21 protein-coding genes and 2 pseudogenes are annotated in these 26,088 nt (G+C 71.4%); 14 read left to right on the top strand and 9 right to left on the bottom strand.

Translation table 11 applies throughout. The features are described 5' to 3' along the window. The first annotated feature begins 387 nt into the window (after positions 1-387). The 9 genes and pseudogenes from ABZZ74_RS16525 (at position 388) to ABZZ74_RS16485 (ending at position 12,862) form a co-directional block, all read left to right on the top strand. Positions 388-4,659, top strand: a complete 4,272-nt coding sequence (locus tag ABZZ74_RS16525) for a HAMP domain-containing protein (RefSeq protein ID WP_356765363.1) — start codon at positions 388-390, stop codon at positions 4,657-4,659. A gap of 76 nt (positions 4,660-4,735) precedes the next feature. Continuing rightward, the gene (locus ABZZ74_RS16520) at positions 4,736-7,240 is read left to right on the top strand and encodes a SpoIIE family protein phosphatase (RefSeq protein ID WP_356765361.1); all 2,505 of its coding nucleotides are present in this window, start codon (positions 4,736-4,738) and stop codon (positions 7,238-7,240) included. Positions 7,241-7,623: 383 nt separating this feature from the next. After that, positions 7,624-7,908, top strand: a pseudogene (locus tag ABZZ74_RS16515) (SpoIIE family protein phosphatase); the annotation flags it as partial. A gap of 417 nt (positions 7,909-8,325) precedes the next feature. Beyond that, positions 8,326-8,814: an ATP-binding protein gene (locus ABZZ74_RS16510; RefSeq protein ID WP_356765670.1), complete on the top strand. Its 489-nt coding sequence runs from the start codon at positions 8,326-8,328 to the stop codon at positions 8,812-8,814. A 73-nt stretch (positions 8,815-8,887) separates the two neighbouring features. Further along, positions 8,888-9,351, top strand: a pseudogene (locus tag ABZZ74_RS16505) (ferritin-like domain-containing protein). Positions 9,352-9,484: 133 nt separating this feature from the next. Next, positions 9,485-9,655, top strand: a complete 171-nt coding sequence (locus ABZZ74_RS16500) for a hydrophobic protein (RefSeq protein WP_133042561.1) — start codon at positions 9,485-9,487, stop codon at positions 9,653-9,655. A 102-nt stretch (positions 9,656-9,757) separates the two neighbouring features. Continuing rightward, on the top strand, positions 9,758-10,651 hold the full coding sequence (locus tag ABZZ74_RS16495) for an oxygenase MpaB family protein (protein WP_356765359.1): 894 nt from the start codon (positions 9,758-9,760) through the stop codon (positions 10,649-10,651). Positions 10,652-10,760: 109 nt separating this feature from the next. Then, the gene (locus ABZZ74_RS16490; RefSeq protein WP_356765357.1) at positions 10,761-11,663 is read left to right on the top strand and encodes a peptidoglycan-binding domain-containing protein; all 903 of its coding nucleotides are present in this window, start codon (positions 10,761-10,763) and stop codon (positions 11,661-11,663) included. A gap of 203 nt (positions 11,664-11,866) precedes the next feature. Beyond that, a complete protein-coding gene (locus ABZZ74_RS16485; protein ID WP_356765668.1) occupies positions 11,867-12,862 on the top strand; it encodes a M23 family metallopeptidase in 996 nt (331 codons plus the stop codon). Here the strand turns inward: ABZZ74_RS16485 and ABZZ74_RS16480 are convergent. Beyond that, entirely contained in the window at positions 12,846-14,039 is a 1,194-nt protein-coding gene (locus ABZZ74_RS16480; protein ID WP_356765355.1) for an amidohydrolase, read from the bottom strand. The two genes, ABZZ74_RS16485 and ABZZ74_RS16480, sit on opposite strands and share 17 nt — an antisense overlap. Positions 14,040-14,217: 178 nt before the next feature. On the opposite strand from ABZZ74_RS16480, the gene ABZZ74_RS16475 reads away from it, so the two are divergent. Next, the gene (locus ABZZ74_RS16475) at positions 14,218-14,784 is read left to right on the top strand and encodes a hemerythrin domain-containing protein (protein ID WP_356765353.1); all 567 of its coding nucleotides are present in this window, start codon (positions 14,218-14,220) and stop codon (positions 14,782-14,784) included. 301 nt (positions 14,785-15,085) lie between these two features. After that, positions 15,086-16,369 carry an MFS transporter gene (locus ABZZ74_RS16470; protein WP_356765351.1) on the top strand — a complete coding sequence of 428 codons (1,284 nt, stop codon included), beginning with the start codon at positions 15,086-15,088 and terminating at the stop codon, positions 16,367-16,369. Between the two features lie 503 nt (positions 16,370-16,872). Here ABZZ74_RS16470 and ABZZ74_RS16465 read toward each other — a convergent pair. Continuing rightward, positions 16,873-17,403, bottom strand: a complete 531-nt coding sequence (locus ABZZ74_RS16465; protein WP_356765349.1) for a hypothetical protein — start codon at positions 17,401-17,403, stop codon at positions 16,873-16,875. Positions 17,404-17,573: 170 nt separating this feature from the next. Between ABZZ74_RS16465 and ABZZ74_RS16460 the strand changes: the two genes are divergently transcribed. After that, positions 17,574-18,107, top strand: a complete 534-nt coding sequence (locus ABZZ74_RS16460) for a DoxX family protein (RefSeq protein ID WP_356765347.1) — start codon at positions 17,574-17,576, stop codon at positions 18,105-18,107. Between the two features lie 5 nt (positions 18,108-18,112). On the opposite strand, the gene ABZZ74_RS16455 is transcribed toward ABZZ74_RS16460, so the two are convergent. The 7 genes from ABZZ74_RS16455 to ABZZ74_RS16425 all read right to left on the bottom strand — a co-directional run bounded on the left by ABZZ74_RS16455 (position 18,113) and on the right by ABZZ74_RS16425 (position 24,782). After that, positions 18,113-18,889, bottom strand: a complete 777-nt coding sequence (locus ABZZ74_RS16455; RefSeq protein WP_356765345.1) for an alpha/beta fold hydrolase — start codon at positions 18,887-18,889, stop codon at positions 18,113-18,115. Between the two features lie 133 nt (positions 18,890-19,022). Next, positions 19,023-19,259 carry a hypothetical protein gene (locus ABZZ74_RS16450; protein ID WP_356765343.1) on the bottom strand — a complete coding sequence of 79 codons (237 nt, stop codon included), beginning with the start codon at positions 19,257-19,259 and terminating at the stop codon, positions 19,023-19,025. Between the two features lie 62 nt (positions 19,260-19,321). Beyond that, complete coding sequence (locus ABZZ74_RS16445; RefSeq protein WP_356765341.1) at positions 19,322-19,762, bottom strand: Lrp/AsnC family transcriptional regulator; 441 nt, start codon at positions 19,760-19,762, stop codon at positions 19,322-19,324. A gap of 13 nt (positions 19,763-19,775) precedes the next feature. Continuing rightward, positions 19,776-21,125, bottom strand: a complete 1,350-nt coding sequence (locus ABZZ74_RS16440; protein WP_356765339.1) for a transaminase — start codon at positions 21,123-21,125, stop codon at positions 19,776-19,778. A 257-nt stretch (positions 21,126-21,382) separates the two neighbouring features. Then, positions 21,383-22,906, bottom strand: a complete 1,524-nt coding sequence (locus ABZZ74_RS16435; protein ID WP_356765337.1) for a helix-turn-helix domain-containing protein — start codon at positions 22,904-22,906, stop codon at positions 21,383-21,385. A 102-nt stretch (positions 22,907-23,008) separates the two neighbouring features. Next, a complete protein-coding gene (locus tag ABZZ74_RS16430; protein WP_356765335.1) occupies positions 23,009-24,196 on the bottom strand; it encodes a GDSL-type esterase/lipase family protein in 1,188 nt (395 codons plus the stop codon). A gap of 4 nt (positions 24,197-24,200) precedes the next feature. Continuing rightward, positions 24,201-24,782 (bottom strand): TetR/AcrR family transcriptional regulator, encoded by a 582-nt coding sequence (locus tag ABZZ74_RS16425; protein WP_133042574.1) that lies wholly within the window; start codon positions 24,780-24,782, stop codon positions 24,201-24,203. Between the two features lie 72 nt (positions 24,783-24,854). On the opposite strand from ABZZ74_RS16425, the gene ABZZ74_RS16420 reads away from it, so the two are divergent. Then, a complete protein-coding gene (locus tag ABZZ74_RS16420; RefSeq protein ID WP_356765332.1) occupies positions 24,855-25,349 on the top strand; it encodes an FBP domain-containing protein in 495 nt (164 codons plus the stop codon). A 9-nt stretch (positions 25,350-25,358) separates the two neighbouring features. Then, positions 25,359-25,979, top strand: coding sequence for an L-threonylcarbamoyladenylate synthase (locus tag ABZZ74_RS16415; RefSeq protein WP_356765330.1), 621 nt, complete (start codon positions 25,359-25,361; stop codon positions 25,977-25,979). The last annotated feature ends 109 nt before the right edge of the window (positions 25,980-26,088 follow it).

Raw genomic sequence — 26,088 nt, 5'->3', positions numbered from 1 at the left:
CTCCCTCGTATCGACTCGCGGCCTGCCAGCCGCTCGGGCTGGCGGATACCCCGGATTCTGCTTCTCACCACAATCTTGCGCGCCAGACGGACAAGTGGCCGATTTTCATCCATCGCCCGGCCCGGTGGGACCCGGTTGGCAAACCGGCTCGTGTACCCGGGAAGACACCCTTCATGCAGCTCGGGTCGCGGAATTTCGAGCCGGCTGCGATGTTCTTTGGAGGCTTTGGTTGTCGCACGACAACTGCGTTAATCTTCACCGGATTTTCTCATCGGGCCGCTCCGTGAACTGCGTAAACGCGGACGGTGAGGCGGGGTCGTACGGGGTCCCGGCGCGGTTCCGAGTCCTCGGGGTGAGGGCTCTTGGGGAGTGGAACAAGGGGTGCGCATGGCGAGCAGGACTACCGAGGCCGTCGAGCGGGCCCCGGGTGAGCAGGAGCTGCGGCAGCTGCTGGCCGGGCTGACCGCCGTACGGGACGGTGACTTCGGCACCCGGCTGCCGTCGGACGGCGAGGGTCTGCTGGGCGACATCGCCACGGTCTTCAACGGCATGGTGGACCAGCTGTCGGTCTTCACCTCCGAAGTGACACGGGTGGCGCGCGAGGTGGGCACCGAGGGCACGCTGGGCGGACAGGCTGAGGTGCCGGGCGTCTCGGGCACCTGGGCCGATCTGACCGACTCGGTCAACGCCATGGCGGGCAATCTGACCACGCAGGTGCGTGACATCGCCCAGGTCGCCACGGCGGTCGCCAAGGGCGATCTGTCGCAGAAGATCGACGTGCCCGCGCGCGGCGAGATCCTGCAGCTGAAGGAGACCGTCAACACGATGGTCGACCAGCTGTCCTCGTTCGCAGCCGAGGTCACCCGCGTCGCCCGCGAGGTCGGCAGCGAGGGCCGCCTCGGCGGACAGGCCCAAGTGCCGGGGGTCGGCGGCGTCTGGCGCGACCTGACCGACTCGGTCAACTTCATGGCGGGCAACCTCACCTCCCAGGTCCGCAACATCGCCCAGGTGACGACCGCCGTGGCACAGGGCGACCTGTCCCAGAAGATCACCGTGGACGCCCGCGGCGAGATCCTGGAACTGAAGAACACCATCAACACGATGGTCGACCAGCTCTCCGCCTTCGCCGACGAGGTCACCCGCGTCGCCCGCGAGGTCGGCACCGAGGGGCGGCTCGGCGGTCAGGCCGACGTCAAGGGCGTGAAGGGCACCTGGCGTGACCTGACGGACTCCGTGAACTTCATGGCGGGCAACCTGACCGGGCAGGTCCGCTCGATCGCCCAGGTCGCCACAGCCGTGGCCAACGGCGACCTGTCCCAGAAGATCACCGTGGACGCCCGCGGCGAGATCCTGGAACTGAAGGAGACCATCAACACGATGGTCGACCAGCTCTCCGCCTTCGCCGACGAGGTCACCCGCGTCGCCCGCGAGGTCGGCACCGAGGGCAACCTCGGCGGACAGGCCATCGTGCGGGGCGTGTCCGGCACGTGGAAGGACCTCACCGACAACGTCAACGTGATGGCGTCGAACCTCACCGGGCAGGTCCGCTCGATCGCCCAGGTCGCCACGGCCGTCGCCCGCGGTGACCTCTCGCAGAAGATCACCGTGGAGGCCAAGGGCGAGGTGGCCGCCCTCGCGGACGTCATCAACACCATGGTCGACACGCTGTCCGCGTTCGCCGACGAGGTCACCCGCGTCGCCCGCGAGGTCGGCACCGAGGGCCGCCTCGGCGGACAGGCGCACGTGCCGAACGTGGCCGGCACCTGGAAGGACCTCACCGACAACGTCAACTCCATGGCCAACAACCTCACCGGGCAGGTGCGCAACATCGCCCTGGTGACCACCGCGGTGGCCAACGGTGACCTGTCGAAGAAGATCGACGTCGACGCCCGCGGCGAGATCCTGGAGCTGAAGACGACCATCAATACGATGGTCGACCAGCTGTCGTCGTTCGCGGCCGAGGTCACCCGCGTCGCCCGCGAGGTCGGCAGCGAGGGCCGGCTCGGCGGACAGGCCGAGGTCGAGGGCGTCGAGGGCACCTGGAAGCGGCTGACGGAGAACGTCAACGAACTGGCCGGCAACCTCACCCGGCAGGTCCGGGCGATCGCCGAGGTCGCCAGCGCCGTAGCCGAGGGCGACCTGACCCGCTCGATCACGGTGGAGGCCTCTGGCGAGGTCGCCGAGCTCAAGGACAACATCAACTCCATGGTGGAGTCCCTGCGGCAGACCACCCGGGCCAACCAGGAACAGGACTGGCTCAAGACCAACCTCGCCCGCATCTCCGGCCTGATGCAGGGCCACCGCGAGCTGCCCGTCGTCGCCGAGCTCATCATGGACGAGCTCTCACCACTGGTCAGCGCCCAGTACGGCGCCTTCTACCTGGCGGAGGAGAGCGCACGCGGCCATGAACTGCGGCTGGTGGGCTCCTACGGCTACCCCGACGACAGCGACCGGCCCGAGCGCATCCCCGTCGGACGCTCGCTGGTCGGACAGGCCGCGCGCAACCACAAGCCCATCAGCGTGGAGGAACTGCCGCCGGGCTACGTCACCATCTCCTCCGGACTCGGGCACACCGCACCCAGCGCCCTGGTCGTGCTCCCGATCGTCGTGGAGGACCAGGTCCTCGGCGTCATCGAACTGGCCTCCGTCACCCGCTTCACAAAGATCCACCAGGACTTCCTCAGCCAGCTGATGCCGACCATCGGCGTCAACCTCAACACCATCGTCGCCAACGCCCGCACCGACGAGCTGCTGGACGAGTCGCAGCGGCTGACCGCCGAACTCCAGGCCCGCTCGGAGGAGTTGCAGGTCCAGCAGGACGAGCTGCAGCGCTCCAACGCCGAGCTGGAGGAGAAGGCGTCCCTGCTGGCCTCGCAGAACCGCGACATCGAGGCGAAGAACCTGCAGATCGAGCAGGCGCGCCAGGAACTGGAGACCCGCGCCCAGGAGCTGGCGCTGGCCTCCAAGTACAAGTCGGAGTTCCTGGCCAACATGAGCCACGAGCTGCGCACCCCGCTCAACAGCCTGCTGATCCTCGCTCAGTTGCTGGCGCAGAACCCCTCCCGCAACCTCACCCCCAAGCAGGTCGAGTACGCGGGCATCATCCACTCCGCCGGCTCGGACCTGCTCCAGCTGATCAACGACATCCTGGACCTGTCGAAGGTCGAGGCCGGCAAGATGGACGTCGCTCCCGAACGCGTCCCGCTTCGCCAGCTGCTGGAGTACGTCGAGGCCACGTTCCGGCCGATGACGACGCAGAAGAGCCTGGAGTTCACCGTGGCCACCGCGCCGGGCACCCCGGCCGACCTGCTCACCGACGACTCCCGGCTGCGGCAGATCCTGCGCAACCTGCTGTCGAACGCGGTGAAGTTCACCGAGCAGGGCGGCGTGGAGCTGCACATCGAGCCCGCCTCGGACCGGGAGGTGCCCGCGGGCGTCCACCGCGGCGGCCCGGTGGTGGCCTTCCGGGTCAAGGACACCGGCATCGGCATCCCCCAGCAGCAACTGGAGACGATCTTCGGGGCGTTCCAGCAGGCGGACGGCACCACCAGCCGCAAGTACGGCGGCACCGGCCTGGGCCTGTCCATCACCCGCGAGATCGCCCATCTGCTCGGCGGCGCCGTCACCGTCGACAGCACACCCGGTCAGGGCAGCACCTTCACGCTGTATCTGCCCGTCGCCCGCGCCGACTTCGCGGATCTGCTGGACGGCGGCAGGCCGCTGGAGCAGCCCCACGCCACGACCACCGCCGAGCTTCCGCCGGCGCAGGGGGAGGAAATCCCCGTTGCCCAGGGACCCGAGCAGCGCCGCAGGCGGCTGCTGGTGGTCGAGGAGCGTCCCCGCGGGCTGCTGACCCTCGTCGCCGAGCGCGCGGTCGCCGACCTCGCGTCCGATCCCGACGACCCGCACGGGCCGATCGACATCATCACGGCGGTCGGGGCGCAGGAGGCGGCGAGCACACTGGCCGCCGAGCCCTGCCACTGCGTCGTCCTGGAACTCGGCATGCCCGACGACGAGGGCGCCCACCTGCTGGAGGCCATGCGGGGCGACTCGGCGCTGGCCAGCGTGCCGGTGCTGGTGCACACCGGTCACCGGGTCGACCTGGCCCACGAGCAGCGGCTGCGCGCCGGCGCGGTCGGCCGGCCGCTGGACTTCCTCTCCAGCCTCGACGAGCTGCGCGAACGCATCACGCTGCACCTGTCCGCCGAGGAGCCGGGGGACGTGCTGTCGCTGGTGCGCGCCGAGGAACCGCACCGTCCGGCCGCGCATGTCATGGACGACGCCTTCGTCGGCCGTACGCTGCTGGTCGTCGACGACGACGCGCGCAACCTCTTCGCCCTCAGCGGGGTGCTGGAGCTGCACGGCTTCCAGGTCCTGCACGCCGACAACGGCCGCAAGGGCATCGAGATGCTGCTCGCCCACCCCGACATCGCGCTGGTCCTGATGGACGTGATGATGCCGGAGATGGACGGGTACGCCGCCACCGCCGAGATCCGCGCCATGCCCCAGTACGCGGAGCTGCCCATCATCGCCGTCACCGCCAAGGCGATGCCGGGCGACCAGGAGAAGAGCCTCGCCTCGGGCGCCAACGACTACGTCACCAAGCCCGTCGACACCAACGACCTCATCGGCCGCGTCCGACACTGGCTGGCGGAGTGAGGGGTACCCCCACCAGCGTGCCCATCCGCCGATCGTGCGGCGTCCCTGGACGTCCGAGCCGAGGAACAGGTCAACCGTGAGCAATCTCCACCAGCCGCCCGAGCCGGACGGCAGCGCCACCGGCACGGCCGGCCGGCCGGCACCCTCCGCACCGGGCGTCGACCTCGCCGGCGCCGATCCGGGAGCCGAGGTGCCCGGCGCCCGCACCGGCGAGGAGGCGCCCGGCACGACGACGACCGGGGAGGACGGGCGCACCTCCCCCGTCGGCCGGCTGGCCGCGACCGTGGAACGGCTGCGGCAGGAAGTGCGGGCCGCCCAGGCCGAGGCGGACGGGCGCGCCCTGATCGAACTGGCCAAGGGCATCCTGGTGGAACGGCTGGGCTGCGGGCCCACACAGGCGGCGCGGCAGCTGGAGGAGCTGGCCGAGCAGGCGGGCGTGACCCCGCTGGAGTTCGCCGTGGACGTGATCAACCAGGCCTCACGCGACCGGCTCTCCGAGGTCACCACGGCCTTCCTGGCCGCGGCGACCGGCCGCGCCGAGGGCGACGGCTCCTCCGCCGTACGGCTGCGGGCCGCCGAGAGCGGTGCGCTGGCCGCCCGCGACGCCCAGGCCGTGGCCGACTCCCTGCTCGACCACGCCCTCATGCCGCTGGGCGCGGTGGCGGTGGCCATCTGGGCGCTGAGCCCCGACGGCGCGCTCACCCTGGCCGGCAGCGCCGGATTCTCCACCGCCGAGGCGGGACGCTGGCGGTACGTGCCGCCAGGGGTGGCGACGGTGGCGCGGCGCGGGCTCGGCGACCGCGAGGACCAGTGGATCGGCTCCCTGTCCAAGACCGGCCTGCCCTCCCTCGGCCAGCACCAGTACCCGGACGGCGGCCGCGTCGCCGTACCCGCCGGAACCGGCGGCCGGATTCACGGCGTACTGGAGATCGTCTGGCCGACGCCGCTGGAGCCGCAGCCGCCGCAGATCGTCCGGCAGATCGAGGCGCTCGGCGAGCTGTGCGCGCACACCCTGGAGACCTACGCCCACCAGCACCCGGAGGACGACCACAAACCCCGGATCCTGCCGGACGTGGCCGAACTGATGGACCTGGCCGACGGACTGCACGACCCGGCCCTTGTGCTCGTGCCGTACCTGGACGCCGGCGGCGACCTCGTCGACTTCCGCATCCAGCACGTCAACAGCCGTTTCCTCGACCCAGCCGGCCGGCCGCGGGGCGTCATCAGCGGCGCGCTGCTGCTGGAGGCCTACCCCATGGCCGCCGGCCAGAGCGATCTGTTCGAGCAGGTGGAACGGGTCTACGCCACCGGTGAGCCGTACCGCACCCATCGCATGCGGCTGACCGCGCTGGTGGACGACGTCCCGCTGGCCGCCGTCGCCGACATCAACATCACCCGGCACGGCGGCAGCGTCCTGCTGATCTGGCGCATAGAGGACGAGGCGGCCCGGCTGGCGAGCCTGCTCCAGCACGCCCAGCGGCTGGGCCGCATCGGCGGCTTCGAGGAGAACCTCCTCACCGGCGAGATCACCTGGAACGGCCAGCTCTACAGCCTCTACGGCAAGCCCGACTCCAGCGGCCCGGTCCCCCTGGAGGACCTGCCCGCCCACGCCCACCCCGACGACGCCGTCGCCATCGGCCGGTTCCTGCGCACCCTGCTGCATCATCGCCGGCCGGCGTCCACCGCGTTCCGGCTGCAGCGGCCCGACGGCGTCACCCGGCACATCCGCGTGGTGGCCGAGCCGGTGCTGGACTCCGACGGCCGCCTGTTCGTCGTCCGGGGCGCCTACCAGGACATCTCCGCCCAGCACTGGACGGAGGTCGCCCTGGCCGCCACCCGCGACCAGCTCGCCCACACCGAGCAGCAGGCCAGCGAACGCGCCCGGCTCACCCTCCAGCTGCAGCACGCGATCATGCCGCCCGCGCAGGCGCCGCTGGAGGCCCCCGGCCTGCGGGTGGCCGTGCGCTACCGCCCCGCCGAGACGCAGAACCTCGTCGGCGGCGACTGGTACGACGCGGTCGTGCTGCCCTCCGGGCTGGTGCTGCTGTGCGTGGGCGACGTCGCCGGACACGGCATCGAGGCGGCCACCAGCATGGTCGTCCTGCGCAACGCGCTGCGCGGACTGGCCGTGACGGGCGCCGGGCCGGGACAGCTGCTGTCCTGGCTGAACATGGTGGCCCACCATCTCAACGGCGCCGTCACCGCCACCGCGGTCTGCGGTCTCTACGATCCCGAGCGGCGCACCCTGCGCTGGGCCCGGGCGGGCCATCTGCCGCCGGTCCTGGTGCGCGTCGGCGAGGCCGCTCCGCTGCCCCTGGTCAAGGGGATGCTGCTGGGTGCCGTGCCGGAAGCGGGGTATGAAGAGCAGGAGGTCCAGCTGGCGGTGGGCGACACCCTGCTGATGTACACCGACGGTCTGATCGAGCGCCGCGACCGCTCCGTGGAGGAGTCCCTGGCGCAGCTGCTGACGGCGGCCCGCACGGGCTCGCCCACGCTCGACCAGCAGTTGGACCGGCTGCTGACCTACAGCCGGTCCGACACCGACGACGACACCTGCATCGTGGGTGTCCGGGTGGCCTAGCCTCGTTGCGAGGGCAGTGCATCCGCCGAGAGGGTCGCGGCGGAACAGAAGGCGGAGCTCCGAGTCGACGGGAACGAGAACCGGGAATCCGGTGGCCCTCGCGGACGACAGTGCAGACGACCCCCGGCAGGCGGCCTGGCCCGAGGCCTTCGCCGCCGATCCCGGCATGGGCGCGGACCTGGCCGCCGTGGACTGGTCGGCCACGCCGCTCGGGCCGCCGTCCCGGTGGCCGCAGAGCCTGCTGACGGCGGTGGACATCCTGCTCTCGTCGCGGTTCTCCATGTGGATGGCCTGGGGCCCGGACCTCACCTTCTTCTGCAACGCCGCCTACCGACGCGACACGCTGGGGCGCAAGTACCCCTGGGCGCTGGGCCGTCCGGCCAGTGAGGTCTGGTCGGAGATCTGGCCCGACGTGGGGCCCCGCATCGCCCGCGTCCTCACCACGGGAGAGGCCACCTGGAACGAGGGCGCGCCATCCTCGGCCCGGCCCAGTTGCCCGAGGGGTTCGCCGTGCGTTACGAGCCGGCGACTCCTCCCCTGGAGATCGCGGCGACTGGTACGACGTCATCACGCTGCCGGACGACCGGATCGGCATCGTGGTCGGCGACTGCGTCGGGCGCGGGCTGCGGGCGGCCACCGTCATGGGACAGTTGCGCAGCGCCTGCCGGGCGCTGTTCCTGCAGGACCCCAGTCCGGCACGCACCCTCACGGCGCTCGACCACTTCGCCAAGGGCCGGTCCCCCCCGAGCGTGCTCGCCCTGCCGGACGGCGGCAGCCGCCTCCTCGACCGCGGGCACGCCCTGCCCCTGGCCATCCGTCCCGGTCTCCAGCGCCCCGAGGACGTCTGCCGACTGCCGGGCCGCTCCTCTCTTCCTGCTGTACGCCGACGGCCTCGTCGCACGCCGGCGCCAGCCGCTCGGCACGGGCATCCAGCGCTCCGCCGAGGCGCTGCACGCCGGCCGCCGGCTGGACGTCCGTGGGCCGGCCGACCACGTCATGGCCGAACTGGCCCCCGAGGGCGGCTACGAGGACGACGTCCCCCTGCTGCTCTACCGCCATCCCGCCGCCATCCCGCCCCGCTGCGGGTGGACTTTCCCGCCGAGTCCGGCCGGCTCGCCCTCGCGCGCCACGCGCTGCGCGACTGGCTCGCACGCTGCGACATGCCCCGGCGTGTCGCCCAGGACGTCCTCATCGCCGCCGGCGAGGCCTGCGCCGACGCCATCGAGCACGGCCACCGCGACACGCCCGGCGGGGACGTCCGGCTGGCCGCCGAGGCGTCCACGGACACCGTGCGGGTCACCGTCGCCGACGCCGGACGCTGGAAGCCGCGGGATCCTGCCTCCACTCTCCACCGCCGCGCCGCCGACGGCAGAGCCGTCCTGGGCATCGAGGGCGAGATGGACATGAGCAACAGCGAGCTGCTCGCCGAGGCGCTGGAAGCCGAATCCGGTCCCCTCCTCGTCGATCTGACAGGTGTGGAATACCGCATCGAACTGGTCGCCCCGCCATTGCTGCACCCGGTGCTGACCATCTCCGGCCTCACACGTCTGGTGAAACTGCACCCGTCACAGTGAAATCGCCGGTCTGGGAACTCGAAGGCGGGGCATCCGGACTTCCACCGTCGCCCCACGGACAAGGAGTTTCGAGATGGCGAAGGCTTTTACCCCCAAGTACACGGTCCCGGGCATCGAGCGCGAGGCGGCAGGCCGGCTCATCGACGTCCTGCGGCTGCGACTGCACGCCCTCAACGACCTCCACCTCACCCTCAAGCACGTGCACTGGAACGTCGTGGGACCGCACTTCATCGCAGCACGCCCGGCTCCCTGGTCAAGGAGCGCACCTGGGACGACTACTCGATCGGCCGCGAGGACGCCATCGCGCACCTGGGAGCGCTCGACGTCGTCTACACCGGCCTCATCGAGGACGTACGCGCCGCCGTCAAGACCGTCGGGGAGATCGACCCGGCGACGGAGGACCTGCTCATCGAGCAGCTGCGGGACCTCGAGCAGTTCCAGTGGTTCGTGCGCGCCCATCTGGAGAACGCGGGCGGCACCCTTTCCACGTCCCGCGCCGACACGGAGGCGGACGCGGCGAAGGCCGCCAAGGGCTGAACCAGACGTTTCGCACCGCCCGGTCGGGAAACACGAAACGGACCGAATTCCCGGCCTTGACGACAAACAAAGGGAAATTGACGTGCGTGACGCGCTTTTCCCGGGGCACCAGAAACTGCGGAGGTAGACAAACATGGTTCCCTTGCTTCTCGTACTGCTGCTGGCTGTTGTTCTTTTCGGTGCCGGATTCGCCCTGAAGGCGCTGTGGTGGGTCGCCATCGCGGTTCTGGTGCTGTGGCTGCTGGGATTCGTGGCGCGGCCCGCCGGGCATGGTGGCCGCAGGGGCCGCTGGTATCGCTGGTAGGACATCGGGGTGGTGAGCGGGTCCCGTGGGCAGGAAGCCGACGGGACCTGTTCGCGTACGCGGGGTCACAGCCGTGATCCAGGTGATCTGGAGGAGGACCAGGTGCTGACGAAAATCGCCGGATCCGGCGCACTCGGTCTGCGCGAGCAACTGGGCAAGGGCCTCTTCGCCCGTGTCGCCGGCCCGGACGGCCCGCGCAATCGGGCCCGGATCCACGGCACTCCCGGCCCCCGCTGGTTCGGCCCCGAACGCCCCATACGCCGGGTGCACTCGGACGCCTCGATGTTCATCGGCGGTCTGTCGGCGCTGCTCCTGCAGTCCCTGCACCCGCTGGCCATGGCGGCCGTGGCGGCGCACTCCGGTTACCGCGGGGACCCCTGGGGCCGGCTGCAGCGGACGAGCACCTTCCTGGCCACCACCACGTTCGGCACCGCAGCCCACGCCCAGGAGGCGTGCGCCCAGGTCCGGGCGGTGCACGAGCGGGTGCGCGGCAGGACCCCCGAGGGCGAGAGCTACCACGCCGCCGACCCGCACCTGCTCGCCTGGGTGCACGCCGCCGAGGTCGACAGCTTCCTGCGCGCGCACCAGCGTTACGGCGCGCGGCCGCTGCCGGAGGACGGCTGTGACGCGTACGTCGCCGACGCCGCGCGGATCGCCGCCGAACTCGGCGTCGTCGACCCGCCCACCAACCGCGAGGAGCTCGCGGGGGTCCTCGAGGCCTACCGTCCCGAGCTGCGCGCCTCGTCGCAGGCCCGCGAGGCCGCACGCTTCCTCCTGCTCAATCCCCCGGTACCGCTGGCCGCCCGGCTCCCCTACGGCGTGCTGGCCGCCAACGCGGTCTCCCTCCTGCCCTCCTGGGCCGCCCGCGAACTGCGCCTGCCTCGGCTGCCGGTGGTCGACGAGTGGTGTGTACGGCCCCTGGGCTCCGCGATGACCTCGGCGGTGCGCTGGGTCCTGGCCCCGTCCCGCCCTGGCACCGCGCCGGCCGCGAGCTGAGCGGTCCCGGCTCCCGAAAAGAGGGAGGACACACGCCATCTCCCATCCTCGGAGATTGCGTGTTGAACATATGAATAAACTCTGGATTCTTCACGGAGAGGGATCCGGCGTGACTGAACACACCCCCCATGTCTGCCCGTTATGCGGCGCACCCAGGGCAGCGGACGGCACTCCGTCCTGTGCCTGCGGACGACGTGTCTCCGACGCCCACCGCCACAGCCGTACGGCGGCGGCAGCAGCCGCCGAGGATTTCGACCCGGTGCGGATCCGGCCCTTCGTGGAACTGGAGGACGAGGACGGCTCCAGCGACCCCGACGACTCGGCAACTCCCGACACCGTCCCAGCAGTTGACGGCGTGCATGTGTCACCCGTACACGCCCCGGACAGCTCGATGCCGGCCGAGGGCGACACCCCGACGACGCCCTTCCCGTCGGTCGACGAGCCGGTCGCGCCGCGTCGCCGCGTCGGGCTCCTGTTCGCGGGAGCCGCCGTCGCCGTCCTGGCCGTGGGAGGCACGGTGGGCGGGCTGTTGTACGAGGGGCCCTCCCACGACACCTCGCGGTCGGACGGCATCCGGGCACCCCTGCCGGATCCCGGCACCTCCACGAGCGCGGCAGCCGTGCGGCCGTCCGCGAGCGCGTCGTCCACCTCGCCGTCACCGACGACGTCGGAGCCGGCCGGCGCGACGCCCAGCCGGACGGCGACCCCGACGGACCCGGCACCCACGGACGGCACCCCGTCCGCCACCGCCTCGGCGACCCCCTCCCCCAGCGCCTCCAGCGGACAGCCCCCCGTCCTGCGGCTGGGCGACACCGGCCCGGAAGTGGTCGAACTCCAGCTGCGGCTGCGCCAGGTGGGCCTGTACAGCCAGGACGCCGACGGTGTCTACGACAGCGACGTGCAGAGCGCCGTCCGCAGTTATCAGTTCACCCGTCTCGTCCTGCAGGACGAATCGGGCGTGTACGGCAGGGCGACCCGAGCCTCGCTGGAGTCGGAGACCAAGAAACCCTGACCCGCGCATGTCCGGCGACATCCCTGCCCTTTCGGGCAACCCCCTTTGACCCGGCGTCCGGTGACGTCACGTCAGGGAATGGCTAGCCTGCGAGCGTGAGTCGCGTGCCCCAGCAGACGGAGGACACTCCGGTCGTCCAGGACAGCACGAGCGTGAAAAGCGGTCCACGGCGAAAGGGGCCCGGTCCTTTCCTGCTGATCGTGATGCCCGGGCTGGTCGCGATGACCGGGGTGTCGGTGTTCCTGGCCTCAACCGGAGGCCTGTCCTCCGTACTGCCCCAGGGGGCGGACGCGGCCGACTCCGCCACGAGCAAGGTCGACGGCTCCTACGTACCATGGCTGCGCAAGGCGACCCGATCGTGCGCCATCGTCACCCCGTCCGTGCTCGCCGCACAGATCGATCAGCTGTCCGGATGGAGCGACGACACCGCGAGCCTGTCCCAGCAGGGCATCGCCCGCTTCACCGACGCGCAGTGGCGCACCTGGGGGCGCGACGAGGACGGCAACGGGCGCTCCTCCCCGCACGACGCGGTGGACGCGATCATGGCGCTGGGGCGGCAGGACTGTTCCCTCGTGCACCAGGTGACCAGGCTGAGGACCAAGGGAACCATCAACGGGGACCTGGTCGATCTCACCCTCGCCGCTTACCGGGCCGGGACCGGCCCGGTGGAGAAGGCGGGCCGCGTGCCGGCCGCGGCCCAGGACTTCGTGCAACAGGTCAAGGCCCGGCTGCCGCAGTACGAGGCGCTCGTACGGCAGAACCCCGAGCAGAACACGAACCAGGCACCCATCGCCATCCTGGCCCCACCGGTCACCACGCTCACCGTCACCTCCCCCTTCGGCTCCCGCAAGCACCCGCTGACCGGGGTGACCAAGTTGCACACCGGGGTCGACTTCGGTGCGCCGCAGGGAGCGCAGGTGTCCGCCGCGCGGGACGGCCGGGTGGAGTTCGCCGGCATGACCACGGCGTACGGCAACCGGGTCGTGATCGACCACGGCACGATCGGGGGCAAGCGGCTGGAGACGACGTACAGTCATCTCTCCGCGCTGCAGGTCACCGTCGGACAGAGCGTCACGACCGGCACCCCGGTCGGGCTGGTGGGCTCCACCGGGCTGTCGACCGGGCCGCATCTGCACTTCGAGGTGCTGATCGACGGGCAGTACACCGATCCCCTGCCGTGGCTCACGCCCGCACGCTGACATTGAGCTCGTGCTCGCTCCACGCCCGGTCCCTGAGGTCGGCGGACAGCAGCGTCTCCACCGTCGTGCGGGCCAGGGCCTCCGTCGCAGCGAGCATCACCCGGCGACCGCGCTCGGAGGAGGCCGCGGTGGCGAACTCGGGGGTGTGATCGGAACCTTCCGACGTCATGATCGCCACGAAGGGGTGGATAGCGGGTACGCGGCCGCTGACGTTGCCGATGTCGGAGGAACCCAGGAACACACCCGGTTCGGGCGGGGTGAGCTCGATGCCCGCGTGGGCCAGATGGTGGGCGAAGCGGGCGGACAGCACACGGCTGTCGCGGAAGTGCTCGTAGCGGGGTGTGGCGCGTTCGACCGTCACGGTCGTGTCCGTCGCCCGGGCGACGCCGTGGGCGCAGGTCAACAGCTCGCCGGCCAGGTCCTCCAGACCGAAGGTGGTCGCCGCGCGCAGGCCGAAGAGGCCTTCGGCGTACTCGGGGACGATGTTCGTCGCCCGCCCGCCGTCGGTGACGATGCCCTGGATGTGCGAGCCGGCCGGCAGCCGCCGCTCGACGACGGCGAGAGTGTTGAACAGCTGGATGAGAGCGGCCAGCGCGTCGATGCCCTCGGTGGGGTTTCCGGTGGGGTGCGCGGCGCGGCCGTGGAAGCCGACGCGGTACTGGGTCTGCGCGGTCAGCGGCGCCCACTGCCAGTCGTGGACCCCGGGGTGGAACATGAGCGCGGCGTCGAGGTCGTCGAAGACCCCGGCGTCGGTCTCGATGACCTTCCCGCCGCCGCCCTCCTCCGCCGGCGTTCCCACGGCCCACACGGTCCCGGGGGCGTCGCCCAGCGCGGCCCGCGCGGCGAGGGCGGCGCCGAGTCCGGCCGCAGCGATCAGGTTGTGCCCGCAGGCGTGCCCCAGGCCCGGCAAGGCGTCGTACTCGAGCAGCAGGGCCACCGCGGGACGCGGGCCCGTGCCCGCCCTGGCGGCGAAGGCGGTGGGCAGTCCGGCGAGGCCGCGTTCGACGGTGAAGCCCTCGCGTTCCAGCTCCCCGCTGAGCAGCTCGGCCGCGTGGTGTTCGGCGAACGAGCATTCCGGGTCCGCATGCAGCGCCATCGCCGTCTGCCACAGTCGCTCCGCCCGGACGGCCACCTCGCCGCCCACCCTCCCGAGCACCTCGTCGACGGCATCGGACACCTCGGCCTCCCCGGTCAGTCCTGTCGGCGTTCACGGAGGCGAGTTCCAATGAGCACGCGTCGTACACCCCGTGGGCCGAGGGCGGGGGCGGGGCGTTAGTGAGTCGAAGGCCAGGGCACTCGGAGTGCGCGGCGGATCCGGACGGGGAGACGCCGCTTCCTGGCTGGAGGTGAGGAGCATGGGACACGGTGGGAACGTCATCAACGAGCTGACGACCGATCACCGAGAGGTCGAGGAGATCTTCGGCCGGATCGAGGCACTGCCGCCCGGCGACAAGAACCGCAAGGTGTACGCGGACCAGGCCACGATGGAACTGGTACGGCACTCGGTCGCCGAGGAGGCCTATGTCTACCCGGCGGTGCGTGAGCACGTCGCCGGCGGGGACGCCATCGCGGACAAGGAACTTGAGGACCACGCCAAGGCAGAGCAGATCATGAAGGATCTGGAGAGCTGCGAGGCGGACCACATGGAGTTCGACCGGCTCATCGGCCTGCTGATGACGGAGATCCGCTCGCACATCGCGGACGAGGAGGAGAACCTCTTCCCCCGGCTGCGTGCGGCGTGTCCCCCGGAGGCGCTGGACAAGCTGGGCGACAAGGTGCGTCAGGCGAAGAAGATGGCGCCGACCCGGCCGCACCCCTCCGCGCCGGACAAGCCCCCGGCCAACAAGATGCTGGCGCCCGGGGCCGGGCTGGTCGACCGGCTGCGGGACGCGCTCAGCGGCCGCGGCAAGATGGACGACTGACCCGGCAGCCTCGTACTCAGGAGCCCGTCGCCCCCAGGCGGCGGGCTCCCGCACGTCCCCACCAGCACTTCTGTGAGCAACGGCACTCCAGGTATCAAGTCCCCTGCACCCCATCGGACTTGATCGACACCGCTCGCCCGGGGCGACGCCTTCGGCACTGACCCGCTCATCTCTTCTGCCACCATGGGCCGCGCCGTATCCCGGCTCCATGGAGACCCGTGCAGCGCAGCAAGGTACTCCCTCGTCGTCCGTTCGCTGAGTCGTCCGACTCGTCTTCGAGTACCGCACTGTGTCTTCCTCCATGGCTCCTTCGCGCTCGCCCTGGCGCTCGCTCCGCTACCGGAGCATGCGCTGGTGGTCCGTCGCCAACTTCGTGTCCAACGCCGGTACGTGGATGCAGCTGACCGTGCAGAACCTGCTGGTCCTGCAGATCACCGGGTCCGCCGCCGCGACCGGACTGTCCATGTCCGTGCAGGCCGCGCCCGCCCTGCTGATGAGCCTGCTGGGCGGGGCGGCGGTGGACCGCTGGCCACGGAAGCTGACGGCCGCCGTCAGCCAGGCCCTGCTGGGTGTCGTGGCCTTCGTGATGGCCGTGCTGGTGGCCCTGGACCGGCTGGACATGACGGTGCTGATGGTGCTGGCCGCCGTGACCGGCGTCGTCGCCACGGTCGACGGGCCCGCCTGTGCCCTGCTGGGCAATGATCTCGTCCCGGCCGAGGACGTTCCCTCCGCCATCGGGGTGGGCGCCCTCGTGCACAGCGCGGGCCGGCTGGTGGGCGCCGCCCTGGCCGGGGTCGCCGTCGGCTTCCTCGGCACGGCCTCCGCCTACGCGGCGAACGGGCTGTCGTTCCTGTTCGTGGCCTCGGTGATCCCCTTCCTGCGTCCCGTGCGCGGAGCGGGCCGTGTCGTCGAGGGGCCGGCGGGTGAGCCTGCCGCGATGACGGTCCGGGAGGGACTGGACTACTTCGCCCGGCGCCCGCGGCTGGTCGCGCTGGCCGGTGTCACGGCCGTCAGCGCGGTCTTCGGCCGCAACTACGGGCTGACGCTGGCGGTGCTGGTCACCGGGCCGCTCGCGGGCGGGGCGGGGGCGTTCGGCACGGTGTCCACGGTGCTCGCCGTGGGCGGCATCGTGGGGGCCGTTCTCGGTGGGCGGCTACGCCGGCCGTCGGTGCGGCTGGTGGGCGTGCTGGCCGCCGCCGGGGGGCTGCTGCAGGTGGCCGCGGGTCTGTCGCCCTCGCTGGGGATGCTGCTGGTTCTGGTGCTGCCGATGGCCGTGGTGGAGTCCGTCTCCGACACCGCGGGCACCGCCGTACTGCAGACCGACCCGCCCGTCCATCTGCGCGGCCGGGTGCTGGGCGTGTGGGGCAGCATCGGCACGGTGTGGAGCCTGGGCGGGCCGCCCGCGCTCGGCCTGCTGATGGAAGTGGCCGGGGTCCGCGGCGCCCTGATCGCCGGGGGCCTGCTCATCACCGGCACCATCGCTTCCGGCCTCCTGCTGCGCACACGCCGGGTTCCGCAGCCGGTCATGGTGCGCGAGGAGGAGGGCGACGTCACCGACCGGGACACGCTGGGCACGGCAGCCTGAGCGCCCGAACGACGCCCGGACCATAGGGTCTGGGCCCGGCCGGAGCTGGTCCCGGGCGCTGCCGCACCTTCGACCATGCTCAGGAGGCCTTGTGGCGAACCGGCCGGCTCGACCTCAAGCCGGTGGCCGGGCGGACCAAAACCTACACCGTGGTCAACGAGCTCAGCGGCAAGCGCACCTCCGCCCAGTCACCGCAGAAGCAATGACGGCTGCCCCGGCCAGAGCTGCCGCAGCGGCGAGAACACGCAGCGGGCCTGCCGGCGAACCGGCCCGCTGAAGCGGTGAGGCCTGGCCCGGCCGGAGGTGGCCCCGAGCGCTACGACAACAGCGACCATGCTCAAGAGGCCTGCCTGCAGGCCAACCGGCGGCCTGGCTGAACAACAACCCAGTCGCCGCTGAGACGACGAGGGACCGGCCCGGCCGGACATGGCTCGAGGGGCGACCATGCTCATGACGCCTGCAGGCGAACCGGCGGACTGGCTGGACAGCGGTCCAGTCGACGCTCAGGCGGTCAGTGCCTGGCCCGGTTCGAGGCGGTTCAGGAGTTGGGGCTGGTGGAGTGTTGCCACGGGGGCGAGCAGGTCGGGGTGGCGCAGGAGGGCGGCGGCGCGGCGGTCGGCGTCGTCGGGGGCGAGCAGGCGGCGGAACTCGACGGGTGTACCGGTCGTGTGGCTGCCCATGGCGAGGGCGGCCACCGCCGTCGCGGCCAGGCCGGGGTCGCTCAGCAGGGCGGCCGCCCAGCTCGCCACGACCTCGTCCACCCAGGTGCGCCAGGCATGGGCGTCCTCGTCGTCCGGGTCGTCGGCCGGCTCCGCGCCGGTGATCCAGTCCAGCCGGGCTGATCCGCCGGGGCCCGCCATGCCGACGAGCGCGGCGTCCATCGGGGTCGGGTAGCGCAGCCACGCCGCGACCGTCACGGCCTGGCGTGCCTGCACCTCGCACAGGACCGAGGCCAGCGCGCCGCCACCGGAGGGGTAGGCGCGGGTCAGCCATTGGGCGGTCGCCGCGATGAGCGGGGAGAGGTCTGTGAGCACTGCGGGGCCGTCCGTACTGCGGGGTGTGAGAGGTAATGCGCGGAAAACGGTAGCGGGCGGCCATGGCCGGTGAACATACCTGCGACCGGTCACGGGGCGTGGCATCGACCACATGAGCGCGGGAACCCGTTCGGTCTCCGTACCCATGTCCTCACCCTTTGGAGACAGTCATGAGTGTCCTGCGACTGGTCGGCCGCCCCATGCTCGCCTCGATGTTCCTGGCCGGCGGACTGAACTCCCTGCGCTCGCCGGAGAAGGTCGCGCCCGCGGCCGAACCCGTCGTCCAGCCGATCACGGAACGCGTCGACGCCCTGCCGGACCGCACCGAACAGGCCGTACGGCTCAGCGGTGCCGTGCAGGTGGCCGCGGGCCTGCTGCTGGGCACCGGGCGGCTGCCGCGACTGGCCGCGCTGGCCATCGCGGGCACGCTGGTGCCCACCACACTGGCGGGGCACCGCTTCTGGGAGGAGGAGGATCCCGACGAGCGGGCCCAGCAGCGCATCCACTTCCTGAAGAACCTCTCGATGCTGGGCGGACTGCTGATCGCGGCCGACGACACCGCCGGGTCCCCCTCGCTGGTGTGGCGTGGCCGGCACGCCGCCCATGATCTGCGTCGGGAGGCACACCTGGTGCGGCGCTCGGTGCGGGCGACGGCGCGCCCGGCGGTGGCGGCGGGCGGGGTCAGGGCCAAACTGGCGCGCTGATCACCTCACGCGGCGGTCAGGAAGCGGTCGAGGGCGGTGGTGAGTTCGGCGGGCCGCTCGACGGGCAGTTCGTGACCGGCGTCGATGATGCGGACCACCACGTCAGGGTAGGCCTTGGCCATGCGCAGCATCTGCCGCACGGGTAGCTGGATGTCGTGGTAGCCGTGGATCATCAGAGTCGGCGCCTGGATCTCGCCGGCCCGGTCCAGGACGTCGAAGGCACGCATGGCGCCGTAGAGGGTCATGACGACCTCGCGCGGGGTGTCCGCCGAGGCCTTGACATGGGCGCGGATCTCCTCGCGGGGGTGTCCCGGGGCGAAGGCGCGCTGGATGTTGGCGGCGACGAACAGCTTGAAGGGCACCAGGGTGGAGGCCGCCATCAGCAGTCCCCGGCCCCGGCTGTAGGCCATGCGTCCGATGGAGTTGACCAGCACCAGGCGTTCGACGCGCTCGGGGTGGTCCAGGGCGATGGTCTGGGCGATCATGCCGCCCATCGAATGGCCGACGAGGACGGCCCGCTCGACCTTGAGGTGGTCCAGCAGCGCCAGGACGTCCCGGGCCAGCTCCGCGATCGTCCGTACGCCTCCCCCGGTGCTGTCGCCGTGGCCGCGCAGGTCGAGACGGATCACGCGGCGTGCGTCGGCGAAGTGGGTCATCTGGTGGTCCCAGCGGTGCCGGTTCGCCGTCCAGCCGTGCACGAAGACCAGGGGCGTGGGCTCGCCGTCGCGGGGGCCCTCGTCGTCGTAGGTCAGGGTCGCGCCGTCGACGTCGAGCTGCGGCATGGTCGCCTCCTGGATGCACTCCGGTTACTGGCGAGTAGGGTAGCGGGAGGCGAGCCTGCCGTCACCGGTCCGCGGACGTCGAAAAGCCCGGCACCGTGGCGTGCACGGTGCCGGGCCCCAGCGTGAGCGGTACTCAGCCGCCGTTGAGACGTGCCCTCAGGAGGTCCTTGCCCAGTTCCGCGCCCTTGCGGCTGTCCGCCTGGGCCTTGCGGAAAAGGTCCGCGACCTCGGTGTCCTTCTCGCGCTCCGCGTCCTGGATGTAGGACTCCAGGCGCAGGGCGTTGTTCAGACACGCCTCGACGTACCAGATCAGGTTGTAGTCCTTGTCCGGCGTACCGGTCACGCCGCCGGTCTCCGTGCTGCTGGTCATGCGGACCTCCTCCAGCGGTTGTCGTTCCGGAGTCCTCCGAGTACCCGTCTCACGCTGGGCATTCAGCCGACATCCCAGAGGAAGCGGTGGGTGTGGATGCCGAAGTAGGGGAACGGCTGGATCCGCTCGACCCCCTCGACCGGGCGTACGACGTCGTTGACGAAGTCGAGGAGTTCGCGCGGGCCGGGTGCGACGACCTCGGCGAAGAGGTCGAAGCCGCCGGAGGTCAGCACCGAGTAGACGACCTCCGGGTGCCGGGCCAGTTCGTCGGCGACCGCGCGCACGTCACCGTCGACGGTGATGCCGAGCAGGGCCATGGCCTGGCCGCCCATGGCCATCGGGTCGGTGACGCCGACGACCTGGACGGCCCTGGAGTCCAGCAGCCGCTGCAGACGCTGGCGTGCCGCCGAGGCGGACAGGCCGACCTTGGGGCCGAGGTCGGCGTAGGCGATACGGCCGTCGGCCTGCAGTTCGCGCAGGATGGCCCGGTCGATCTCGTCCACGGATGCCCCCGGTTCAGGCCGTCAGTTCGGAAAGGGCGGCGGCGAAGACCTCGGTGTGCAGGTCGACGTCCTGCTCGGTGGTGTCGGGACACATGAGGGCCATGTTGTGGAACGGAGTCAGCAGGATGCCCCGGTTGGCCAGGTACAGATGCAGGAAGTCCTCCAGTTCGGTGTCCGCGGCGGCCGCCGACTCGGTGCCGGTGCGCGGGGCCGGGGAGGCGAAGCGGTATTCGGTGCGGGCTCCCAGGCGGCTGACGGACCAGGGCAGGGCGTGGGCGTCGATGCCCGCGCGGACGCCGGCCTCGAAGCGTTCCGAGAGCTTGGCCATGTGGGCGAACGCCTCGTCGGTCAGGACGTGTTCGAGGGTGGCGCGCATGGCGGCGACCGAGAGGGCGTTGCCGGCGAGGGTGCCGCCGACGCCGCCCATGTCGACCAGATCGAGGTCGGCGCGGTCCAGGAGCCGGTCGGCGAGTTCGGCGGACAGGCCGTAGCCGCCGGCCGGGATGCCGCCGCCGATCGCCTTGCCGATGGTGAGCAGGTCGGGCTCCAGGTCCCAGGCGGCGGTGCAGCCGCCGGGGCCGGCCGAGAAGGTGTGGGTCTCGTCGTTGATGAGCAGGGTGCCGTGACGGCGGGTCAGCTCGCGTACACCCTCCAGATAGCCGGTCTCGGGCAGCACGATGCCGATGTTGGTGAGCGCGGGTTCCATCAGAACGGCGGCCACGTCGCCGTGGGCGAGTTCCCGCTCCAGCTGCTCCAGGTCGTTGAACTCGGCAACCCGGCTGGTCAGTGTCACGTCGCAGGGGGCGCCGACGTTGCCGGGCCGGGCCGCTCCCCCGCCGTCCGGTCCGACCACGATGAGGGATTCGTCCACGCTGCCGTGGTAGCTGTAGCTGTTGAACAGGATCTTCGAGCGGCCGGTGACGGCCCGGGCGAGCCGGATCGCCCACCGGTTGGCGTCCGTCGCGGTCAGCGAGAAGCTCCAGCGGGTCAGGCCGAAGCGCCGGGTCAACTCGGCGCCGACCCACTCGGCGTCCTCCGTCGGCAGCATCGCGGTGGAACCGCCCAGCTCGGTGAAGCGCCGGTTGACCGCCTCGGCCACGGCCGCCGGCGAGTGGCCGGTCATCGCTCCCGTGTCGCCGAGGCAGAAGTCGACGTACTCGTGCCCGTCGATGTCCGTGACGCGTGCCCCGCGGGCGGTGGCCAGATAGCGCGGGAAGGGGCCCGCCGTCTTGTTCATCCAGGTCATCGGCACCCGGCCGAAAAGGTGGTCGGCGCGGGCGTAGGCGTCCTGCGAACGCGGGCAGCGACGCGTGGCCTCCGCGCTCTCGCGAGCCAGCAGCTCCTGAAGCCGGGGGCGGTCCATGGCTCACCTCTGTGCGTCGGTCGGGGTGGTGGCGAACAGTGGGACGGTACGACGGAAACGACGGCTCAATCAATAGATCGCGACAGAATCGAGTGCGTCAACGATCGATTCGAACGTACCCACTGTCAGGCGCAACATGAAAACCAAAAGGGGCCCGACCGGTCCCCCGCTCCGGTCGCGCCCCTAGGGAGGTCGAAGTTACGTGCCTGCCGACGGGTTCGGTACCGCGTCGATGCCCGCTGTCGTGGCCGAAAGGCTCACCCGTGCACAGGTGAGTCCGGATGGTCCGTTTTCGCCCCGTGGAAGACGGGTGCCCGCAGGTCACCGAGGGCCAGGTGCGCGAGGACGACCTCGTAGAGGTCGCTGCCGGCGGCCAGAAGTTGGCGTTCGAGGACCGGTTCGGCGCTGCGGACGTGTTCACGGACGGTCTGCGGGTGCATGCCCAGGGTCTGCGCGGCGCGTTCGGCGTTGCCTCCGGCGGCGATCCAGGTGCGCAGGGTGCGGCGCAGGTCGCGGGCGTCGGAGTCGAGCCGGCCGATGAGGTCCTGGGCCCAGGTGCCCAGCGCGGGGCCGGTCAGCAGGTTGGCGAGCGGGGCATGCGGTGTGGTGGGCTCACCGGCGTCGAGGGCCAGGCCGACCTGGGTGTTGAGGGCGAGATGGACGACGGCGCGGACGGTGAGGTCGGAGAAGTCGGCGCGGAGCAGGGTCTCCACGCGTTCCATGCGGGCGCGCACGGTGTTGCGGCTGACGCCGAGGATCTTCGCGGCGCTGACGGCGGTGAATTCCAGGCCGAGGCGGGTGGTGGCGAGGAGTTCGCCGCGGGTGTGATGGGCCAGGGTGTCGAGCGGGCGCAGCAGGCGGGCGGTCCAGGCGTGCAGTGCGGCCGGGTCCATCAGGCGCTCGGGATGGGTGCGTTCGGCGTACACGGCCTGCTTGTCCGGGCGGAACCGGGCGACGGCGAGGGCGCTGACGGCCTGTCCGTAGGCGGTCGCGGTGCTGGCGAGGCTCTGCGGGGCGCTGCCACCGAGCAGGATGCCCGGCCGCCGACCGACGAGGTCGCGCAGTTGTACGGCGACGGTGTCGCGCGGCGCCACGACGATGACGTGCGCGTCGACCGCCGGGCAGCGCACGACCAGCGCCTGTTCCCGTGTCACGTCCAGGCAGTCCTCGGCGATGCGGTCACGGTCCTGAGCGCACCCCTCCAGCACATAGACGCAGGCGGTGTCGGTGTCCAGCAGACCGGGCCACAGCCCGGCGGCGACCCGGCGCGCGGCGACGGTGTCCTCCACCATCAGCAACTGCAGGATCGCCAGGCGCAGATCGGAGGTCGCGCGTTTCAGGCGGTGGGCGGCCTCGGTGGACCTGTTGGCCCGCAGAAGCAGTTCGAGGACCTGGGCGGTGTGACTGACGATGTCGGAGGCGCGCCGGTCGAAGGGCGTTTCACGGCTGACCGCGAGCACGCAGGCCGTCGGGGACCCGGGCTGCTCCACCCCGACCAGGCGCAGATGGCGGCCCGTGTCGTCCCAGGCGGCGGAGGAGATGCGTCCGCCTGCTACGTCCGCGACCAGATCGGCGTCCAGCGTCACAGGCGTACCGGCGACGAGGCCGCCGTCGGCGCCTTGCAGACAGGCCGAGCCGTGGACGGCTCCGGCGAGCCAGGAGACGACCCGGTGGACGTCGCGCCCGGTGTGCCGAAGCTGTTCGAGCAGTTGTCGCGCCCACAGCGCGTCGTCGGCACCCGTGATCTGCGTGGGACGGCCTCCGTCCCTTCGGCCTGCCATGTCGCCCTTCTCCTCGTGCATCGCTTCTGCCTCGGCGTATCGCCGGGACGTTACCCCACGAGTGCCCAGCGGTCGTACGAGCACGATCGGACTGACGTGGGATCAGGAGCGGGCCGTGAAGGGGCCCTCCGCGGCGAAGGCCAGTTCCGTGAAGCGCTCGGCGATGAGGCGGTGGGTGGGGCCGTCGGGGTGGAGGGCGTCGGGGAGGGGGAGTTCCTCGGCGTCCTTCTCGCCGTACAGCTCGCGGCCGTCGAGGTAGTGGAGGTGGGGATCGTCGGCCGCGCGCTGGGCGACGATGCGGGCCAGTTCGTCACGGATGACGTGCAGGGTGAGCTTGCCGCCGGCGACCTCGGCCGGGTCGCCCATGGCCTGGAAGCGGACCTGGTCGGCGGCGAGGCTGTTGACGTCCATCGCGGTGGGGCCGGGGGTGTCCTCGTGCATCGGGCACAGGATGGGCGAGACGACCAGCAGCGGTGTGGTGGGGTGGCCTTCGCGGATGGTGTCGAGGAAGCCGTGCACGGCGGGGGTGAAGGCACGCAGCCGCATCAGATCGGTGTTGACGAGGTTGATGCCGATCTTGACGCTGATCAGGTCGGCGGGCGTGTCGCGCAGGGCGCGGGCGGTGAAAGGATCGAGCAGCGCGCTGCCGCCCAGGCCGAGGTTGACGAGCTCGACGCCGGCGAGGGAGGCGGCGAGCGCCGGCCAGGTGGTGCTGGGGGTGGTGGCGTTGGAGCCGTGGCTGATGGAGCTGCCGTGGTGCAGCCAGACCCTGCGTCCCGAGTACGGGGCGGACTCCACCGGCGCGTCGGTGCGCAGGGCCATGAGTTCGGTGGTCTCGGTGTGCGGCAGCCAGATCTCGATGTCCTTGTCGCCGTCGGGCAGTTCGGCGAAGCGGAGGGTGCCGGCCGGGCCGGGCTGCAGTTCGGCGGTGCCGGCGGCCATGTCGATGGTGAGGGTGTTGCCGCCGGTGACCGTGCCCTGCGCGTAGGGCGCGCCGTCGATGAACAGCTCGTAGATCCCGTCCTCGGGGCGGTGGGCGAGGCCGGGGTAGACGCGCTTGGTGGGGCGCGCGTCGAGTTCCACCGTCCGGGTGCGGCTGCGGAGGACGAGGCGTACGCCGGAGGGCTGGGACTCCGCCATGAGGAGCTGTCCGTCGGTGCACTGGGCGCGGGCCCAGGCGGGCAGGCGGTGGGGCAGCACGCCGTCCTCGGTGTGCTCGACCTCCAGGGCGCCGCGCAGCAGGGACGCGGTGACGGGGGTGGAGATCAAGGGTGCGGCGGTGCTCGTCATCTGCTCAGACTCCTGTCGGTCGGGTCGGCCAGTTGCGCAGCAGCGCGTCGAGGGCGTCCAGCATGCGGGCCCAGCTCTCCTCGGAGTCGGGGAGGCTGTGGCTGAAGCCGCCGGCGAGCTCCAGACTCACGTACCCGTGAAAGACGCTTCCCAGCAGCCGGACCGCGTGTGTCTGCTCGGGTTCGGGCAGGTCGTAGCCGCGCAGGAGGGCGCGGGTCATCTGGGCGTGCCGTACGCCCGCGCTGGCGGCGGCCGTCTCGGGGTCGAGCCTGAGCCGGGCGGCCGCCGACCGGCCGGGGTGCTCGCGGCCGTAGTCGCGGTAGACGTTGGCGAAGGCGGTCAGGGCGTCCTTGCCGGAGCGTCCGGCCAGGGCGTCGGCGGCCAGGTCGGCGAGTTCCTCCAGGGCGAACAGGGCGATCCGGGTCTTGAGGTCCTGGGAGCTCTTCACGTGGGAGTACAGGCTGGCGACCTTGACGTCGAAGCGTCTGGCCAGGGCGGAGACGGTGACCTGTTCGAAGCCGGCCTCGTCGGCGAGTTCGGCGCCCGCGCGGACGAGGCGTTCGGTGGTCAGGCCCACGCGTCCCATGTGCTTCCCTTCAGTCTGCCTGAAGCGATTATGCGTTTGCCTAATAGCTTTAGGCAAATTAGCCTCGCGTTTATGAAACCGCTGACCGAGCAAGAGATCCGTGCCGCCTTCGTCAACTGCAGCAAGGGAGAGGCCAAGCGTCTGTCCGTCCCCCGTGAGCTGGCCGAGCAGCCGTGGGAGGACCTGGACTTCCTGGGCTGGCGCGACCCGCAGGCACCCGACCGCGCCTATCTGGTGGCCGAGTCGGAGGGGCAGTTGCGGGGCGTCGTCCTGCGCGGCTCGAGTGCCGGGTCCTGGCAGACGCGGCGCAGCATGTGCTCCATGTGCCTGACCACGCACTCCGGCGGCGTCTCGCTGATGGTCGCCCCGCGCGCGGGCAAGGCCGGGCAGCAGGGCAACTCGGTGGGCGCCTACATCTGCAGTGACCTGGCCTGTTCGCTGTATGTGCGCGGCAAGAAGGACGCGGGCGCCGGTGCCCGGCTGCACGAGACGATCACCCTGGAGGAGAAGGTGCGGCGCACCGTCGCCAACGTCGCCGCGTTCGTGGCCAAGGTGCGGCAGGCATAAGCTCTGCGGATGGCGAAGTACTTCGACGTGCACCCCGACAACCCCCAGCCGCGCACCATCGCCCAGATCGCGGACAGCATCCGGTCGGACGCGCTGATCGCGTACCCGACCGACTCCTGCTACGCGCTGGGCTGCCGGCTCGGCAGCCGTGACGGCATCGAGCGGATCCGCACCATCCGCCACCTCAACGACCGGCACCACTTCACCCTGGTGTGCCAGGACTTCGCGCAGCTGGGCCAGTTCGTGCGCGTCGACAACGACGTCTTCCGTGCGATCAAGGCGTCCACGCCGGGCAGCTACACGTTCATCCTGCCGGCGACGCGCGAGGTGCCGCGGATGCTGCAGCACCCGAAGAAGAAGACGGTCGGCGTCCGCATCCCCGACCACGTCGTCACCCACGCCCTCCTCGCCGAGCTGGGCGAGCCGCTGCTGTCGAGCACCCTGCTGCTGCCCGACGAGGAGGAGCCGATGACGCAGGGCTGGGAGATCAAGGACCGCCTGGACCATGTGCTGGACGCGGTGGTCGACTCCGGCGACTGCGGCACCGAGCCCACGACGGTCATCGACTTCTCCGACGGCGAGGCGCAGATCGTGCGGCGGGGAGCCGGGGACGTCTCACGCTTCGAGTGAGCTCCAGCATCACCCGAGGCAGGGGGCCCTTTCGGCCCGGCGAGTGGCCCATGCAACGATGACCGCACCCGGCCCGTCGGGCCGTGCATCCGGTCGCCGCCGAGCGCGC

The sequence above is a fragment of the Streptomyces sp. NPDC006476 genome, assembly GCF_040612015.1.
In the GTDB taxonomy this organism is placed as follows: domain Bacteria; phylum Actinomycetota; class Actinomycetes; order Streptomycetales; family Streptomycetaceae; genus Streptomyces; species Streptomyces griseorubiginosus_B.
The sequence above is the reverse complement of the archived record's forward strand: the minus strand, read 5'-3'. Positions and strand labels throughout refer to the sequence as shown.